This window comes from Enterobacter sp. CPE_E863 (genome assembly GCF_046521465.1).
GTDB lineage: Bacteria > Pseudomonadota > Gammaproteobacteria > Enterobacterales > Enterobacteriaceae > Enterobacter > Enterobacter adelaidei.
The window spans coordinates 2,295,535-2,312,095 of sequence record NZ_JBKFZX010000001.1 but is presented as its reverse complement, the minus strand read 5'-3'; the positions used below and the strand labels follow the sequence as shown (position 1 = coordinate 2,312,095).

The window sequence follows — 16,561 nt, the reverse complement described above, 5'->3', positions numbered from 1 at the left end:
AACTTCAACACTGGCCAGACATAATGCTGGATGAAATATAGGGCAGGTGGAACAACCAATGCCGCACCAGCTGCGCAGATTGCGTATACTGCCGAGTCTTTTGCAATTAATGAATAATTTAGGTTAAGTGTTTCAAGGTTAATTGCATTGGTTGTACTGGAACCTACAAATCCAGAGCCAAAAACAACCAGGAACACATAAAGTGATGCTGACCTGCTCCCCGTTGATTAGTACACCCCGATGTTAGTAATGTCTTCATAAGCCACATGAGGACATCCCCATGAAGAAGCGTTTTTCCGACGAACAGATCATCAGTATTCTCCGCGAAGCCGAAGCTGGGGTACCCGCCCGTGAACTCTGCCGCAAGCATGCCATTTCCGATGCCACGTTTTACACCTGGCGTAAGAAGTATGGCGGTATGGCGGTGCCTGAAGTTAAGCGCCTGAAGTCGCTTGAGGAAGAGAACGCCAGACTCAAGAAGCTGCTTGCCGAAGCCATGCTGGATAAAGAGGCGCTTCAGGTGGCTCTTGGGCGAAAGTACTGACGACAGACCAGAAGCGGGAAGCCGTGATGTTGATGTGTGATGCGACCGGTCTGTCGCAACGTCGTGCCTGCAGGCTTACAGGTTTATCCCTGTCGACCTGCCGCTATGAGGCTCACCGTCCGGCTGCTGATGCGCATTTATCAGGGCGCATCACTGAGCTGGCACTGGAGCGCAGGCGTTTTGGCTACCGTCGTATTTGGCAGTTGCTGCGCCGTGAAGGGCTTCATGTTAATCATAAGCGCGTGTACCGGCTTTATCACCTCAGTGGCCTGGGCGTAAAACGCAGAAGACGTCGTAAAGGGCTGGCAACAGAACGTCTGCCGCTGCTCCGTCCGGCGGCGCCCAATCTGACCTGGTCGATGGATTTCGTCATGGACGCACTTTCCACCGGTCGCAGGATCAAGTGTCTTACCTGCGTCGATGATTTCACAAAGGAATGCCTGACGGTCACTGTTGCCTTTGGGATTTCAGGCGTTCAGGTCACGCGTATTCTGGACAGCATTGCACTGTTTCGAGGCTATCCGGCGACGATAAGAACTGACCAGGGGCCGGAGTTCACTTGCCGTGCACTGGATCAATGGGCCTTTGAGCATGGTGTTGAGTTGCGCTTAATCCAGCCGGGCAAGCCAACGCAGAACGGATTTATTGAGAGCTTTAACGGACGATTTCGCGATGAATGTTTGAATGAGCACTGGTTCAGCGATATCGTTCATGCCAGGAAAATTATTAATGACTGGCGGCAGGATTATAACGAATGCCGCCCGCACTCCACGCTGAATTATCAGACACCGTCTGAATTTGCAGCGGGCTGGAGAAAGGGTCATTCTGAGAATGAAGATTCCGACGTTACTAACTGAGTGTTGTATCTAATCGTGGGGGCAGGTCAATGCTGTTATGAGCTTTAAAATTAGCCGAATGTATTTCACGATGAACACCTGCTGAATGAATCCCCCTTTTTACACATAAGCAACGTGTTTAGCTAGCTCATGGTTTACGTTGTTCTAAATGGTATTCTGAACTTTACACCCGAACCCACAAAGGCTGGCTGTGTTGACCTGTTCTCGCGCAAAGTTATTGGCTGGTCAATGCAGCTCCGGATGACAAAAGATAAATAGCCTGAGCCTGATACATACGTGATATCGCGTATAATGCTTCTTCAAAATCGCTTAACATCCACTGGCTTGTACTATGACTCTCAATCGTTTTTGTTATTTACTCCTGATCCTCGCTGCGGTCGGCAGCATTCTTACCTCGTATCCAGTGGTGATGTGGTTGCTGCTGATCAATGTACTGACGATGGTTATATATGGCGCAGATAAAATGGCGGCGCGTAAAGGTATGCGCAGAGTTCCGGAAGCGACGTTGCTGGTATTTGGTGTGACAGGGGGTTGGCCCGGGGCCCTTTTGGGGCAACAACTCTTTCGTCATAAAACCCAAAAGCAGCCATTCAAAACGTACTTTTTTATCAGCGTTATCATCAGCATCGCTGTGATGGCCGCGGCTTACCATTTCTCTCCTTTTACATCTTCATGAGTGCTACTCATGATGAGTGAAATGCCTGTTGACATCAAGTTAACTTGAACTTTTAAGATGCCTGCCACAGGTTGAAAAAGGAGTAACATCTTAAAATGAAAGATATTGATGTCGGTTTTACACATGTCGCGTTCATGGTCAGGGATCTTGAGAAGAGCATTGCTTTCTATCGTCGTTACGCGGGTATGGAGATTATTCACTCCCGTGAACCCGATATTCCTGATGCCCGTAAAGTGGCGTGGCTAAGCGACCATACCCGTCCTTTCGCCCTGGTGCTGGTACAGGCAGATAACGTAACCGATACTCCGCTGGGCAACTTTGGTCATCTGGGCATTGCCTGCGCCACCCGTGAAGAACTCGACAGGAAAACGGAGATGGCAAGCGCTGAAGGTGTGTTAAGAAAAGCGCCGGAAGAGCTGGGTGATCCCGTCGGTTACTATGTATTTTTTGCCGACCCTGACGGTAACACGTTAGAACTGTCTTTCGGTCAGCGGGTTGGGCTTGAAGCAATCCGAACGGCTCATCCAGAAAGTAAAGATAACGGGATATAAGAGAGAAATAATGGAATACAGATTGCCATTACAAACCTCGCGTTTGTTACTGCGTCCACTGGCATCCGCCGATTTGCCGGAAATTTCGTGCTACCGCAACCAGCCTGAGGTGGCCCGTTTTCAGAGCTGGGATCGTTTTACGATGCAGGATGCGGAGAAATTATATGCTCAGCAGAACACCCTTGCGTTTAACTGCGATGACACGTGGTACCAGATTATCGTTGAACGGCAAATGGACGGGGCTGTGATTGGGGATATTGGTGTTCATTTTTTTGACGAGGGCATGCAGGCTGAACTGGGTATGACCTTTGATGTGAAATATCAGAATCAGGGTTATGCCCGGGAAGCTATCAATGCCATAATCACGCTGCTATTTACGCACTATAACAAGCACCGGCTTATCGCCGTTGTGGATACACGCAATATTCGCGCTGCAAACCTTTTGCAAAAACTCCATTTTCGACGGGAAGCCCATTATCGGCAGAACATCTTTTTTAAGGGAGAATGGGGTGATGAATATTGTTATGCCTTGCTGAAAGAGGAACACCTCCGGCATTAACAGAGCGTCAAAAGTTACTCAATACAGACACCAGCACCGCTAATAGTAGTAGGTTTATTCTCAATAGCTTGCTGTTTTTTGCACAATCTGAATAATAAGTGCAACAACACATAAGACAACATCCCATGAAAATTCAATCTATTACACTGGCGGTGCTGGCATTCATTGCTACACCTGCCTGGTCCGCGTTTCAGGAGCGGGAATATAATACATGGTATATAAAAAATGCCGTTCTTTATGACATGACACAAACTTCAGAGGGTTTTCCTGTCATGGTGAGTATATCCCAACCGGAGCGGCGGTCTGCCAATCTGCTGGTGTCCTATATTTCTGAAGGACAATGTGGTGGAGACAGGAAAGAGCTTAACGTCAATGGCAAAGCACTGCCTGCGCAATATCACTGTGTTCAGGTGGGCCAGAGCAAAATTGAACATTTTTCTGTGATTGATGCTGATAGTGTTAATGGCATGGTGACGCATCTTAAGTCTGATTTCACCATACTGCTACAAAACGACATAAAGGTATGGGCGGCAAATATTAAAACACCAAAATACGGACTGACACCCAGATTCTAAATACTGAAATCCCGTCTTTTTACGGGGTTTTAGCAATCGCCAATAATTATTTCCTCTATAATAATTTCATTGTTTTATTACTCCAAAAAATGATAAGTGGACTTGTTTTTTTACGTATTGAAAATTCTGTACTTAAAGCGATACGAAATTGTATGAGTTAACTTTGCTAAATATTCTTTTCATGATGGATAAAGCTCACTTTCAGTCTTACGCTTGCTAACAGCTTTTTAGTTGTTCAACACGTCTGTACTGGGTAAGGAGCAGAAAATGACACAGCTTAATAGTCTGGATTCACTCAGCCGTAAAGAAGGGATGTGTTTATTAGAGCAAAGTATGGGTTTTGTCTGGCAGGCAGCACTTAGGGAAGGTGCGAACAAGTTCCTGATATGAGATCATCATATTCATCCGGAGCGCATCCCAGAGGGACATCATGAGCCATCAACTCACCTTCGCCGATAGTGAATTCAGCACTAAGCGCCGTCAGACCCGAAAAGAGATTTTCCTCTCCCGCATGGAGCAGATTCTGCCATGGCAGAATATGACCGCTGTCATCGAGCCGTTTTATCCCAAGGCGGGCAATGGCCGACGGCCCTATCCGCTGGAGACCATGCTGCGTATTCACTGCATGCAGCATTGGTACAACCTGAGCGACGGTGCCATGGAAGATGCCCTGTACGAAATCGCCTCCATGCGCCTGTTTGCCCGATTATCCCTGGATAGCGCCCTGCCGGATCGCACCACCATCATGAATTTCCGCCACCTGCTCGAGCAGCATCAACTGGCCCGTCAATTGTTCAAGACCATCAATCGCTGGCTGGCCGAAGCAGGCGTCATGATGACCCAAGGCACTTTGGTGGATGCCACCATCATTGAGGCACCCAGCTCTACCAAGAACAAAGAGCAGCAACGCGATCCGGAGATGCATCAGACCAAGAAAGGCAATCAGTGGCACTTTGGCATGAAGGCCCACATTGGTGTCGATGCCAAGAGTGGCCTGACCCACAGCCTGGTCACCACCGCGGCCAACGAGCATGACCTCAATCAGCTGGGTAATCTGCTTCATGGAGAGGAGCAATTTGTCTCAGCCGATGCCGGCTACCAGGGAGCGCCACAGCGCGAGGAGCTGGCCGAGGTGGATGTGGACTGGCTGATCGCCGAGCGTCCCGGCAAGGTAAAAACCTTGAAGCAGCATCCGCGCAAGAACAAAACGGCCATCAACATCGAATACATGAAAGCCAGCATCCGTGCCAGGGTGGAGCACCCGTTTCGCATCATCAAGCGGCAGTTCGGCTTCGTGAAAGCCAGATACAAGGGGCTGCTGAAAAACGATAACCAACTGGCGATGTTATTCACCCTGGCCAACCTGTTTCGGGTGGACCAAATGATACGTCAGTGGGAGAGATCTCAGTAAAAACCGGAAATAACGCCAGAAATGGTGGAAAAAATAGCCTAAATAGGCTGATTCGATGTGTTTGCGGGAAAAAAATCGGCCCAGATCCGCGAAATTTTAATCAGCGAGTCAGCTTGGGAAGAAATGACCTGCTTATTCGCACCTTCCTTAGGGCAGTTGCGGTGTTAGGCGTCGCGGACCATCTGATCGAAGGAAAAAAATCAATTAAGCAACTGGCCCTGGAGCTTAATGTCGATCGCGACTATCTGCATAGAATCATGCGATTATTATCCTCCCGTGGGGTGTTCAACGAATTAACTGAAGACGAATACAGTCTTAGCCATTCAGCAAAATTCCTTTGTTCTGAGTATGAATTTTCCTTGCGTTCAGCGGTACTTATGCTGACCGATCCCACTTTCTGGCAGCCAGCGTCCAGAATGGATGAAATATTACAAGGTAAACCTGTTTTCAATGAATTGTTTGGTAAGCCTTTTTACGAATACTGGCAGCATGATGACACGGTTACGGGCAGCAATATTTTTCATGCCGGTATGGCATCTATGTCATCTGTGGAAAATGAAGTCATTGTGGATTGCTATGCGTTCCCTCATCACGCCGTCGTTGCAGATATCGCCGGGGGACTGGGGAATTTATTACTGGCTGTTTTACGTCGAAATCCAGGCCTTACCGGGATCCTTTTTGACCAAAAGGATGTGCTTGCGCGGAACCGACTGCATTTGCTGAATGACGATCGCCGGTGGAGGACGGTAGAGGGTAGCTTTTTTGAGACCTGTCCTGATGCGGATATTTATCTCCTTAAATACATCTTGATGGATTGGCCAGACGCGAAAGCCGTTCAGATACTACAGTGCTGCAGAAAGGCAATGAAAGAACGTTCACGATTATTGGTTTTTGAACCCCTTATCAAAGACGAAAATAATGAGCAGGGACGGTATGAGATTGACCTGCTTCTTTTAACAAGCTTTGACGGAGGGCGGGCAAGGGCAAAATCTGAATATCAGAACTTGTTTGAACAGGCGAATCTTAAGTTAAATACAATAATAAATACCCGCTCGTACCTGTCGATACTGGAAGTCGTACCTGTTTGAACCGCTTTCATGGTATTAACAGAGCAGTTGAACACCATTCCGTTTTAACATATTCCTGCTACGCTTTTCTGTTGTAAAAGGGAGCTCGAATATGCAAAACAAAGATGAACAAACAGGTTTAGTGGGGCTGGCGATCGGTGCCGCCGTCATTGGGCTGGTTTCAGCGCAGAAACCGATCGATCGCGATAGCATCGTCAATGAACTGGTCAGGCTAGGCAGGCAGAAGGGAGACGGCGTTGAAGATGAGGTTTTCGTTAAGGCTGCTGCGCTTGTGAGGAAAGGGGTGTAACCGATGGGTGAACTTCGTCATGCGCAGTGCCATTGTGGCGCGGTGGTATTTACCGTCGCACTGTCTGATGGCTTTAATACTGCGCGGCGCTGCAGCTGTTCTTTTTGCCGAATGCGGGGGGCTGTGGCGGTATCCGCGCCGTTATCGGGGATTACCGTAACCAAAGGGGAGGATAAGCTCACGGAGTACCGATTTAACACGGGTACGGCCCGGCATTTCTTCTGCTCAATATGCGGGATTTATACGTTCCATCAGCGGCGTTCCAACCCGAACGAATACGGTGTGAATGTTGCCTGTTTTGAAAACGTATCGCCGTTCGACTTCCCGGAGGTTACGGTGATGGACGGGGTTAACCATCCTATGGACGGGGATAGTGGGGTTTTTGGCTATCTCTCTTTCCGCAAAAAATGAGTGTTTTCAGGATTAAGGCTAACCGCCATCCAGGTGGTTCAGAAGAGTGCTGAGGTGACCAACGATATCACCAAAATCAAAAATTAGCGCCATCCACAGAAGCGCTAAAAGAGTAAGTACTGCAACGGATACACGACTTAACAACGCTGTTGTCCTTAGTGATGAAAGGGCTAAACCGTAAGTGTAACCAGCTTTCTTTCAACTTACTCTCAACCTGTTCGTCAGAAACTCTCCATTTTGTGACGTGGCTCAAAAAAATGGGCCCGCATAATTTTACGGGCCCGGACAATTAGAACTGGTACACCAGGCCTAACGCAACAACATCATCGGTACCGATGCCGTTGTTCTTGTAGAAACTTTCATCTTCGTCCAGCAGGTTGATTTTATAATCAACATAGGTGGACATGTTTTTGTTGAAATAATAGGTCGCACCTACTTCAGCATATTTAACCAGATCCTGATCGCCCTGGCCGTTGCCCAGGTCTTTACCTTTAGACTGCAGGTAGGACAGGGTTGGACGCAGACCGAAGTCGAACTGGTATTGCGCGGTGATTTCGAAGTTCTGAGTTTTGTTCGCCACGGCGTCGGTATTATCACCATAAGGCGTCATGTTACGGGTTTCAGAATACATTGCCGCCAGGTAGATATTATTGGCGTCATATTTCAGACCAGCAGTCCAGGCATCGGCTTTGTCACCACCAGCCGTGGTATTCATGACCTGCTCGTTGGTACGGTCAGAAGAGGTATAGGCCGCACCTGCGCTGATCCCCATCCCAAAGTCATAGGTGGTAGAGATACCGAAGCCGTCACCGTTTTCATGGCGTGTGTCACGGCCATTGTTGGTACCTTCCTGGTTGTTGCTGGCGTCTTCATTCTTACCCTGATACTGCAGAGCAAAGTTCAGGCCCGGTACCAGACCATAGAAGTCGGTGTTACGGTAGGTTGCTACACCGTTCGCACGACCGGTCATAAAGTTGTCAGCTTTGGTGTAGGAGTCGCCACCGAACTCTGGCAGCATATCTGTCCAGCCTTCAATGTCGTACAGAACGCCATAATTACGGCCGTAATCGAAGGAACCGTAGTCACCCACTTTTACGCCCGCGAAGGCCAGACGTGTCCAGGACTGGTTATCTGAACCTTCAGTATTGTTCGCCTGAATGTTGTATTCCCACTGAGCGTAACCGGTCATCATGTTGTTGATTTGGGTTTCACCTTTGAAACCCAAACGCATGTAGGTCTGATCGCCATCAGCGCCTTTATCGTCGGAGAAATAGTGCAGACCATCTACTTTTCCGTACAGATCTAATTTGTTGCCGTCTTTATTATAAATCTCTGCTGCATGCGCAGCACCAGCCATTAACAGAGCCGGAATCATCAGAGCCAGTACTTTTCTTTGCATTGTGATATTCCTTTGCAGTTGTTTTTATTTAATTACCTGTTGAACTTTCCGAATGAGAAAGTTGTCCCATGCTAAATCACTCCAGTGTAAGAGTAATAAAGTATAATTGTTACGAACTAAGTAAAATCTAAACTGAATAAAACGACGGAAATGATCATTGGTTTAATGAATAATTCGTGATGAATTATATAAAATAAAAATTATTAATAAGGGATTAAGTAAGCTAGTCTCTGTGCTGTTATATGCCTTTAAGATTATTTATCCATAATTTACATGAATGCTATTTAGTTTTCTAAATAGATATTTATTAATTAACTGGATTGGCCCGATGTGATTACATCGGGCTTTTTTTATGGCAAAAAAATGCCCGGACTAGCCGGGCGGGGGGATTAATCGCTGGTTGATTTTTCGGCTTTACCGGCCATATGCGCCAGGAAATCATACCGTTTTTGCAGGTCAGCGGCGGCATCTTTCCATAACTGTTCAGCGACCTCAGGCTGTTGCGCATTGAGGCGGCGGAAGCGTTGCTCCTGCATTAACGTTTCGGCCAGGGCATCTGACGGTGGACGCGAATCCAGCGCCAGCGGTAACTTGCCCTCGTCCGCACGGCGCGGATCGAACCGGTAAAGAGGCCAGAATCCGGTAGCCGTCAGCTGACGCATCTGATCGTGGCTGAGTGCCAGGTCGTAGCCATGCTCTTCGCATGGGCTGTAAGCAATAATCAACGACGGGCCTGGATACGCTTCCGCCTCCTGAATGGCTTTCACCGTCTGGTTAAGTTGCGCACCCAGCGAGATTTGCGCGACGTAAACGTGACCGTACATCATCATGCTCACACCGAGATCTTTGCGCGCCTTACGTTTTCCGTGTTCACCAAATTTTGTGACGGCGCCCAACGGCGTAGCCTTTGATGCCTGACCGCCGGTATTGGAATAACACTGCGTATCCAGGACCAGAATATTGACGTTTTCGGTCAGGCTCAATACGTGATCCAGCCCGCCAAAACCAATATCGTAAGCCCAGCCGTCACCACCAATCAGCCAGATCGATTTTTCAACCAGGGCGTCAGCGTCAGTCAGAAGTTGTTCTGCACCTGCCACCCCCTGAAGGGCATGCCGCAGCTCAGCAACTTGCTCGCGACGAACTTCTGGTGTGGCTTCTGCGCGTAGTGCCTCATTGAGCTCAGCAGGGATCTGCCCGGCAAACTGTTCCAGCAAACGCATCACTCGAGCGCGATGCTGGTCGACGGTCAGACGGAAGCCGAGACCAAATTCGGCATTATCTTCGAACAATGAGTTTGCCCATGCCGGGCCTCGACCATTCGCGTCGGTGGTGTACGGCGTGGAGGGCAGGTTACCGCCGTAGATAGATGAACAGCCGGTGGCATTGGCAATCAACATCCGGTCGCCGTAGAGCTGAGTCAGCAGCTTAATATAAGGCGTTTCACCGCAGCCAGAGCAGGCACCGGAGTACTCGAATAACGGCGTGATGAGCTGCGACGTTCGAATATCAATACGTTCCAGCTTGCTGCGATCGATTTCCGGTAAGTTCAGGAAGAAGTCATAGTTTACTTTTTCTTCTTCAACGTGCTCCAGACGCGACATCATATTGATGGCTTTGATATTCGGGTCCTGTCTGTCTTTCGCCGGGCACACCTCAACGCACAGATTACAACCGGTACAATCTTCAGGTGCGACCTGCAGAACGTATTTCTGTCCGCGCATATCACGCGATTTCACATCCAGAGAATGCAGGCTGGCCGGGGCATCCGCCATTGCTTCCGGGGAAACCACTTTGGCGCGAATGGCCGAATGTGGGCATGCCGCTACACAGTGATTGCACTGGGTACACAGATCTTCTTTCCAGATGGGTATCTCTTCGGCGATGTTGCGTTTTTCCCACCGCGTGGTCCCCATTGGCCAGGTCCCATCTGGCGGCAGGGCAGAGACGGGAAGGGCATCGCCCAGCCCGGCCAGCATTGCCGCCGTCACGGTCTTAACGAAATCAGGCGCCGCATCAGATACCACCGGAGGACGATTTGGACTTGCAGCATTTACTGGTTGCAGCGCTACTTCAAACAGAGATTCGCGAGCGAGTGCCAGCGCCTGCCAGTTGCGTTCGACCAGTTCCTGCCCCTTGCTGCTGTAGCTTTTGGCAATTGCGCCCTGCAGTTCCATGAGTGCGCTGTCGCCAGGCAGGATGTTGGTCAGATGGAAAAAGGCCATTTGCATAACGGTATTAATACGCGCGGCCAGACCACATTCGCGGGCAATTTTCGCAGCGTTAACCACATAAAAACGGGCTTTCTTCTGGTTGAGGACCGCCTGTACCTCCTGCGGCAGACGCGCCCAGACTTCGTCTGCACTGTATGGCGTATTCAGCAGGAAAATACCGCCGGGTTTCAGGCGCTCGGCCATCTGGTATTTATCAATAAACTGCAGCTGGTGGCAGCCAACAAAATCAGCCTGCGAAATAAGATAAGCCGAGCGGATGGGGTGTTCACTCACGCGCAGGTGGGAAACGGTCAGACCACCGGCTTTTTTGGAGTCATAGACGAAGTATCCCTGGGCATACCACGGGGTAGAATTGCCGATGATTTTGATGTTGTTTTTGGTCGCCGAGACGCTGCCGTCGCTGCCCAGACCATAGAACAGCGCCTCAAGTTTGGCATTCGATGGTAACGTATTTTCTGGCAAAGCCAGGGAAAGGTTAGTCACATCATCATAAATGCCGACCGTAAAGCGAGGCTTCGGTTTCGCTTCATTTAACTCGTTAAATATCGCCAGCACGCAGTCCGGTCCAAACTCCTTGGAGGACAAACCATATCGGCCGCCGATCACGCGCGGTAGCGTTTCACGTTCGCCGTTATTAAATGCTTCAGCCAGGGCGGTCATGACATCCAGATACAGGGGTTCCGCGTGTGCGCCGGGCTCTTTGGTACGGTCAAGTACCGCCACAGCACGTGCGCTTTCAGGTAGGGCAGAAAGCAGATGTTTAGCTGAGAACGGACGATAGAGACGCACCTTAAGCACGCCAACTTTTTCGCCGCGCGTCAGCAGCTCGTCAACCACCTCTTCACAGGTTCCAATGGCGGATCCCATCAGCACAATCACGCGTTCTGCCTGCGGGTGGCCGTAGTACTCGAACGGTTTGTATTCTCGACCGGTTGCGGCGGCAAAGTCAGCCATCGCCTGTTCAACATGGGCGTAAACCGCGTTGTACCATGGGTTCGTGGCTTCACGGGACTGGAAATAGGTATCTGGATTCGCTGAAGTCCCACGGATCACCGGATGCTCCGGGTTAAGGGCGCGGGCGCGGTGCGCGTCGATTTCCGCCTGCGGCAGAAGATTCAGAATAGTGTCGTCAGCCAGCGGGACAATTTTGTTGATTTCGTGAGAGGTGCGGAAACCATCAAAGAAGTGAATAAATGGAACGCGACTTTTCAGCGTGGCGATATGCGAAATTAAGGCAAAGTCTTGTGCTTCCTGTACGCTGCTGGCACAAAGCATCGCGCAGCCCGTCTGGCGCACGGCCATCACGTCGGAGTGGTCACCGAAGATGGAAAGGGCGTGGGTGGCGATGGTTCGTGCCGCAACATGCAGAACAAAGGGGGTGAGTTGACCGGCGAGCTTGTACAGCGTCGGGATCATCAATAGCAATCCCTGAGAAGAGGTAAACGACGTGGAGAGCGCGCCTGTCTGAAGCGCACCATGTACCGTGGCAATCGCACCGGCTTCAGACTGCATTTCAACCACTCTTGGGACATCTCCCCAGACGTTTTTTAAGCCATTTCCCGCCCAGGCATCTGCCTGCTCAGCCATGGTAGAACTTGGCGTAATCGGATAGATGGCGATAACTTCGCTGGTGCGAAACGCGACTGAAGCAACTGCACCATTACCGTCAATAGTTTGCATAGGACGACACCCTTACATTGCGCAAAATTAGAGGGGCAGTCATTAGGCGACTACCCCTGAATATTATCTCTTTAGTCTAGCAAACAGGGGATTCTACAATTTTCGCTTTTGTGTCCTCGGTATTCCCGGCATCAATGAGTAGATCAAACTTTTGCCAAAAAAATTGCGAGAAAGTGTTTCAGGAGCGCATAAATACGCACTTCCGCTCTCGACGACACGGGATGTGATGCCTATTATGCATAGGTTTCGCATTATTCATGGGGGAGAGAGCATGCGCTCAGCATTTTTGGTAGGGTGTGCGGCGTTATTATTGTCGGCATGTAGCAGTGAACCAGTCCAGCAGGCAACGGCGGCCCACGTGGCGCCTGGAATGAAAGCGGCGATGTCCAGCTCCGGCCAGGCCAACTGCGCGATGATTGGCGGTTCGTTGTCTGTTGCCCGCCAGCTTGACGGTTCTGCTATCGGGATGTGCGCCTTGCCAAACGGCAAACGCTGCAGCGAACAGTCGCTTGCCGTTGGAACTTGCGGTAACTACTGATTATTCTGCACGCTTAAACAACAGCGTTTTATCGGCTGTCGCCAGCGTTAACTGGTCTTCTGTCAGGTCGACCTGCGCCCCTTTGCGCAGCATGTCGCCGATAGCGCGATCCAGCTCGTTAAGCTGTGGTTCAGTACAAAGTTTACGCGTCATGGCCAGACCGCTGACTTTCAGCTCGCCTTCGGATAATTTCCCCTGCCCGTTGAAGCGATTACACATCAGGCCTGAAACACGAATGTTATTCACCAGGCTAATATCTGGCAGGGCGCTAAAGCTGATCTCAGGTTGCGTTGCTGTGGCCTTCACGGCTTTACCGTCCACATTTTCCAGAACAAAGCGATGATTCTTCAGTTGCTCCGGCTGAACGGAAGCTTTCCCCGGATTAACGCAACCGGAGAGGACCAGGCTAATAACGCTTAACGCAATGAGCTTTTTCATTTTTCGTCTCAAACTATAAATACTGTGAATCTTTTTCCAGTGTAACGATACGCTGTCGTGCGTTAATGGGGTTTATCTGAAAGTGCGGGCAGGTGTCGGGCAACGAAGACGTTGCCCGACATGAAGATTAGTGAGATTTAAACCCTGCGGCCGTCATCAACATACGAAAGAACATACTGACCGCAGCCAGCGCCAGTACGCTTCCGCCCCAGATAATGGCCAGCCACATCAATCTTTTCCAGACAGGTTGTTGCATCAGTGATAACCCTCCCCATGCTGAACTTTTCCGCGAAACACGTAGTAACTCCAGAAGGTGTAGACCAGGATAATGGGAATGATCAACAACGCGCCCACCAGCATAAAGCCCTGGCTTTGCGTCGGCGCGGCGGCCTGCCACAGGGTGATTGACGGTGGAATGATATGCGGCCAGATGCTTATCCCAAGACCGCTAAAGCCGAGGAATATCAATCCTAACGTCAGGATGAATGGGCGATTATGGCTTGCAGGATTATTGAGGCAACGCCACTGATACAGACTCAGAAGCACCACCAGCACCGGAACAGGCAACAGGTAAAACAGATTCGGCAGCGTGAACCAGCGCGCGGCGATGGCTGGCTGCGCCAGCGGTGTCCAGATACTGATTGCGGCAATGAAGGCCAGAAGAATGATTAACAGCGTTCTGGATACCCCACGCATCCGCTGCTGAAGGGCATTTTCGCTTTTCATCACCAGCCATGTAGAGCCTAACAGTGCATAGGCCACCACCAGACCGGCACCGCAGAACAGGTTAAACGCGGTGAACCAGTCAAAGGGCCCGCCAGTATAGGCCCGGCCAGTCACGGTAAAGCCGTTGATCACTGCGCCCACCGTGACACCCTGGGTAAACGTAGCCAGAATTGAACCACCAATAAACGCTTTATCCCAGAAGGGACGGTGCGCCGGCGTTGCTTTAAAGCGAAACTCGAATGCTACGCCACGGAAAATAAGTCCGATCAGCATTAATGTCAGCGGGATGGTGAGGGCATCAATGATCACCGCATAGGCCAGTGGAAATGCACCGAACAGGGCCGCACCGCCGAGCACCAGCCAGGTTTCATTTCCGTCCCAGACCGGGGCGACGCTGTTGACCATCACATCGCGATCGTCGGCATTTTGTGTCGCCGGAAACAGAATACCCATCCCGAGATCAAAACCGTCCATCACGATATACATCAGTGTGGCGAAGACGATGATGACAAACCAGATAATGGAAAGATCGATACCCATTATGGCTGCTCCTTATGTTCAGTTGTGACGGCAGAGAGTGGGCGTGCCGGACGTCCGTCTGATTCGGTGGCATAAGATTCATGAGGCTGCGGACCTTTCCTGATAAGGCGCACCATATAGCTGTAACCCACGCCAAACACCGAGGTGTAAACGACGAAAAATGCCAGCAAACTCACGCTCATATGCAGGTCACCATGCGCTGAAACCGCATCTTTCGTTCGCTGCAGACCATAAACAACCCACGGCTGGCGGCCCACTTCGGTGGTGATCCATCCGGCCAGAATCGCAATCAGCCCGGATGGCCCCATCAACAGGGCAAACCACAGGAAAGGGCGAGAAGCGTAAACACGCTTTTTATAGCGTAACCACAGCGCCACAACGCCGAGCAGCAACATCAGCATGCCTAAGCCGGCCATAATGCGGAATGACCAGAAGACGATGGTCGAGTTCGGGCGGTCTTCCTTCGGGAACTCCTTGAGAGCCGGAACCTGTTTATCCAGGCTGTGCGTCAGGATAAGACTCCCCAGCGCAGGGATCTCCAGACCAAAGCGGGTGCGTTCCTGTTCCATATCCGGCCAGCCAAAAAGCAGCAGCGGGGTGGGTTCTCCTGGCGGGTTTTCCCAATGACCTTCAATGGCGGCGATTTTAGCGGGCTGGTGCTTTAGCGTGTTCAACCCGTGCATATCACCAACCATGGCCTGGATGGGGGCGACAATTAGCGTCATCCACAGCGCCATAGAAAACATCGCGCGGATGGCTGGAGTATTATTCCCGCGCAGCAGATGCCATGCCGCGGAAGCGCCGACAAATAACGCGCTGCTGAGGAACGCGGCTATCGACATATGCAGCAGTCGGTAAGGGAAGGAGGGGTTAAATACCACGGCGAACCAATCCACCGGCACGACCTGACCGTTGACGATCTCATAGCCTTGCGGGGTCTGCATCCAGCTGTTTGATGAGAGGATCCAGAAGGTGGAGATAATGGTCCCCAGTGCCACCATGCAGGTGGCGAAGAAGTGCAAACCAGGCCCGACTTTGTTCCAGCCGAAAAGCATCACACCAAGGAAACCTGCTTCCAGGAAGAAGGCGGTCAGCACTTCATAGGTCAGCAGCGGGCCGGTAATACTGCCCGCAAACTGCGAAAATCCACTCCAGTTGGTACCAAACTGGTAGGCCATCACCAGACCGGAGACAACGCCCATACCAAAGTTAACGGCAAAAATCTTCGACCAGAAATGGTACAGCGAGCGCCAGACCGGATTTTTGGTTTTAAGCCACAGGCCTTCGAGCACGGCAAGATAGCTTGCCAGGCCGATGGTGATGGCCGGGAAAATGATGTGAAAGGATACGGTAAAAGCAAACTGTATCCGTGCAAGATGAAAAGCATCTAAACCAAACATGCACAACCTCAATGTCAAACGGTGTGCTGTTATGCTATAGGGGCAGAAATCAAACTATCAGAGGCAGAAAAGTAAAATTTATCTATAACAGTTGGAGGAATAATCAGGAATTGAACATCTGATATACATCGTGTTTTTGAATAAAAAATTTATTTTTATGAATTTTACGCATGAAACTGCTTGCTTTGTCTTCAACACCATGCGTTAATGACCTTCTGGTTTTGAGTCCAAAAAAATATCTGACGTAGTTTTATAAAGTAGTCCTCATCACGTTGTGCCTCTCCGCAGCCGCTCCTGGTTCTCTTTCTACACTCCGATTAGTTTTTGTTTCAAACCACTATCGCCTGAAAGGCCCATTAGCAATTTACGTTTTAACGTTCACAGGAGAATCCTATGACTTCTTACATTCATTTCCGCTGCCCATGCTGTCATGGTTCGCAGTACCGTACCTCAGTCTTTGATGTGTCTGAGAAAAACCCGTTTGGCGCGAAATGCATTTTTTGCAAATCGTCGATGATTACGCTCGATCACCTGACCGTTGCACATTCAGCCCAGAGCCACGTTATCGAGTACCGCAAGTAATCAACACCGCTTTTCATAACAGTTAGCAAAAACTTCTCTTTTTCTCCTGCTGATATACACTGT

Annotated in this window: 18 protein-coding genes; 12 read left to right on the top strand and 6 right to left on the bottom strand. The window is 50.2% G+C overall.

Annotation, left to right across the window (positions count from 1 at the left end; translation table 11 throughout):
• Nucleotides 1-280: 280 nt before the first annotated feature.
• From ACLHV8_RS11370 to ACLHV8_RS11325, 10 genes are all read left to right on the top strand, one after another.
• Nucleotides 281-1,401, top strand: a protein-coding gene (locus tag ACLHV8_RS11370; RefSeq protein ID WP_121528277.1) for an IS3-like element ISSen4 family transposase whose coding sequence is annotated in 2 segments (ribosomal slippage) — nt 281-539 and nt 539-1,401 — 1,122 coding nt in all. Because the reading frame shifts where the segments join, the coding sequence is not laid out codon by codon here.
• 331 nt (nt 1,402-1,732) lie between these two features.
• Nucleotides 1,733-2,077, top strand: a complete 345-nt coding sequence (locus tag ACLHV8_RS11365) for a DUF1294 domain-containing protein (protein WP_208594859.1) — start codon at nt 1,733-1,735, stop codon at nt 2,075-2,077.
• A gap of 95 nt (nt 2,078-2,172) precedes the next feature.
• Entirely contained in the window at nt 2,173-2,628 is a 456-nt protein-coding gene (locus tag ACLHV8_RS11360) for a VOC family protein (protein ID WP_028018845.1), read from the top strand.
• A gap of 10 nt (nt 2,629-2,638) precedes the next feature.
• On the top strand, nt 2,639-3,187 hold the full coding sequence (locus tag ACLHV8_RS11355; protein ID WP_208594866.1) for a GNAT family N-acetyltransferase: 549 nt from the start codon (nt 2,639-2,641) through the stop codon (nt 3,185-3,187).
• A gap of 125 nt (nt 3,188-3,312) precedes the next feature.
• Entirely contained in the window at nt 3,313-3,762 is a 450-nt protein-coding gene (locus ACLHV8_RS11350; RefSeq protein ID WP_208594858.1) for a hypothetical protein, read from the top strand.
• 267 nt (nt 3,763-4,029) lie between these two features.
• Nucleotides 4,030-4,152, top strand: a complete 123-nt coding sequence (locus ACLHV8_RS11345) for a hypothetical protein (RefSeq protein WP_410392128.1) — start codon at nt 4,030-4,032, stop codon at nt 4,150-4,152.
• Between the two features lie 40 nt (nt 4,153-4,192).
• Complete coding sequence (locus tag ACLHV8_RS11340) at nt 4,193-5,173, top strand: IS5-like element ISKpn26 family transposase (protein WP_000019445.1); 981 nt, start codon at nt 4,193-4,195, stop codon at nt 5,171-5,173.
• Nucleotides 5,155-6,261, top strand: coding sequence for a methyltransferase (locus tag ACLHV8_RS11335; RefSeq protein ID WP_410392127.1), 1,107 nt, complete (start codon nt 5,155-5,157; stop codon nt 6,259-6,261). The genes ACLHV8_RS11340 and ACLHV8_RS11335 overlap by 19 nt, the downstream gene beginning before the upstream one ends.
• 91 nt (nt 6,262-6,352) lie before the next feature.
• On the top strand, nt 6,353-6,550 hold the full coding sequence (locus ACLHV8_RS11330) for a hypothetical protein (protein WP_028018848.1): 198 nt from the start codon (nt 6,353-6,355) through the stop codon (nt 6,548-6,550).
• A gap of 3 nt (nt 6,551-6,553) precedes the next feature.
• The gene (locus ACLHV8_RS11325) at nt 6,554-6,961 is read left to right on the top strand and encodes a GFA family protein (RefSeq protein WP_028018849.1); all 408 of its coding nucleotides are present in this window, start codon (nt 6,554-6,556) and stop codon (nt 6,959-6,961) included.
• Nucleotides 6,962-7,250: 289 nt separating this feature from the next.
• Here the strand turns inward: ACLHV8_RS11325 and ompC are convergent, their stop codons facing one another.
• On the bottom strand, nt 7,251-8,360 hold the full coding sequence (ompC, locus tag ACLHV8_RS11320) for a porin OmpC (protein ID WP_028018850.1): 1,110 nt from the start codon (nt 8,358-8,360) through the stop codon (nt 7,251-7,253).
• A 389-nt stretch (nt 8,361-8,749) separates the two neighbouring features.
• On the bottom strand, nt 8,750-12,274 hold the full coding sequence (gene nifJ, locus ACLHV8_RS11315) for a pyruvate:ferredoxin (flavodoxin) oxidoreductase (protein WP_049007343.1): 3,525 nt from the start codon (nt 12,272-12,274) through the stop codon (nt 8,750-8,752).
• Nucleotides 12,275-12,545: 271 nt separating this feature from the next.
• On the opposite strand from nifJ, the gene ACLHV8_RS11310 reads away from it, so the two are divergent.
• Nucleotides 12,546-12,812: a DUF333 domain-containing protein gene (locus tag ACLHV8_RS11310; protein WP_025759109.1), complete on the top strand. Its 267-nt coding sequence runs from the start codon at nt 12,546-12,548 to the stop codon at nt 12,810-12,812.
• On the opposite strand, the gene hslJ is transcribed toward ACLHV8_RS11310, so the two are convergent.
• The 4 genes from hslJ to ACLHV8_RS11290 form a co-directional block, all read right to left on the bottom strand.
• Complete coding sequence (gene hslJ / locus ACLHV8_RS11305) at nt 12,813-13,250, bottom strand: heat shock protein HslJ (RefSeq protein ID WP_028018852.1); 438 nt, start codon at nt 13,248-13,250, stop codon at nt 12,813-12,815. It abuts the gene before it with no gap.
• 127 nt (nt 13,251-13,377) lie between these two features.
• Complete coding sequence (locus ACLHV8_RS11300) at nt 13,378-13,506, bottom strand: DUF2474 domain-containing protein (RefSeq protein WP_032666970.1); 129 nt, start codon at nt 13,504-13,506, stop codon at nt 13,378-13,380.
• Nucleotides 13,506-14,516, bottom strand: a complete 1,011-nt coding sequence (gene cydB, locus ACLHV8_RS11295; protein WP_208594856.1) for a cytochrome d ubiquinol oxidase subunit II — start codon at nt 14,514-14,516, stop codon at nt 13,506-13,508. Before cydB ends, ACLHV8_RS11300 begins: the two co-directional genes overlap by 1 nt.
• On the bottom strand, nt 14,516-15,916 hold the full coding sequence (locus ACLHV8_RS11290) for a cytochrome ubiquinol oxidase subunit I (protein ID WP_028018854.1): 1,401 nt from the start codon (nt 15,914-15,916) through the stop codon (nt 14,516-14,518). Before ACLHV8_RS11290 ends, cydB begins: the two co-directional genes overlap by 1 nt.
• 393 nt (nt 15,917-16,309) lie before the next feature.
• On the opposite strand from ACLHV8_RS11290, the gene ACLHV8_RS11285 reads away from it, so the two are divergent.
• The gene (locus tag ACLHV8_RS11285; protein WP_032666971.1) at nt 16,310-16,498 is read left to right on the top strand and encodes a hypothetical protein; all 189 of its coding nucleotides are present in this window, start codon (nt 16,310-16,312) and stop codon (nt 16,496-16,498) included.
• Nucleotides 16,499-16,561: the final 63 nt, after the last annotated feature.

What these genes read in the sequence shown, in the direction of transcription:
- ACLHV8_RS11310 (WP_025759109.1), top strand. Translation starts at nt 12,546, where the DNA reads ATGCGCTCAGCATTTTTGGTAGGGTGTGCGGCGTTATTATTGTCGGCA.
- ACLHV8_RS11355 (WP_208594866.1), top strand. Translation starts at nt 2,639, where the DNA reads ATGGAATACAGATTGCCATTACAAACCTCGCGTTTGTTACTGCGTCCA.
- cydB (WP_208594856.1), bottom strand. Translation starts at nt 14,516, where the DNA reads ATGGGTATCGATCTTTCCATTATCTGGTTTGTCATCATCGTCTTCGCC.
- nifJ (WP_049007343.1), bottom strand. Translation starts at nt 12,274, where the DNA reads ATGCAAACTATTGACGGTAATGGTGCAGTTGCTTCAGTCGCGTTTCGC.
- ompC (WP_028018850.1), bottom strand. Translation starts at nt 8,360, where the DNA reads ATGCAAAGAAAAGTACTGGCTCTGATGATTCCGGCTCTGTTAATGGCT.
- ACLHV8_RS11345 (WP_410392128.1), top strand. Translation starts at nt 4,030, where the DNA reads ATGACACAGCTTAATAGTCTGGATTCACTCAGCCGTAAAGAAGGGATG.
- ACLHV8_RS11285 (WP_032666971.1), top strand. Translation starts at nt 16,310, where the DNA reads ATGACTTCTTACATTCATTTCCGCTGCCCATGCTGTCATGGTTCGCAG.
- ACLHV8_RS11300 (WP_032666970.1), bottom strand. Translation starts at nt 13,506, where the DNA reads ATGCAACAACCTGTCTGGAAAAGATTGATGTGGCTGGCCATTATCTGG.
- hslJ (WP_028018852.1), bottom strand. Translation starts at nt 13,250, where the DNA reads ATGAAAAAGCTCATTGCGTTAAGCGTTATTAGCCTGGTCCTCTCCGGT.
- ACLHV8_RS11325 (WP_028018849.1), top strand. Translation starts at nt 6,554, where the DNA reads ATGGGTGAACTTCGTCATGCGCAGTGCCATTGTGGCGCGGTGGTATTT.
- ACLHV8_RS11365 (WP_208594859.1), top strand. Translation starts at nt 1,733, where the DNA reads ATGACTCTCAATCGTTTTTGTTATTTACTCCTGATCCTCGCTGCGGTC.
- ACLHV8_RS11290 (WP_028018854.1), bottom strand. Translation starts at nt 15,916, where the DNA reads ATGTTTGGTTTAGATGCTTTTCATCTTGCACGGATACAGTTTGCTTTT.
- ACLHV8_RS11350 (WP_208594858.1), top strand. Translation starts at nt 3,313, where the DNA reads ATGAAAATTCAATCTATTACACTGGCGGTGCTGGCATTCATTGCTACA.
- ACLHV8_RS11330 (WP_028018848.1), top strand. Translation starts at nt 6,353, where the DNA reads ATGCAAAACAAAGATGAACAAACAGGTTTAGTGGGGCTGGCGATCGGT.
- ACLHV8_RS11340 (WP_000019445.1), top strand. Translation starts at nt 4,193, where the DNA reads ATGAGCCATCAACTCACCTTCGCCGATAGTGAATTCAGCACTAAGCGC.
- ACLHV8_RS11360 (WP_028018845.1), top strand. Translation starts at nt 2,173, where the DNA reads ATGAAAGATATTGATGTCGGTTTTACACATGTCGCGTTCATGGTCAGG.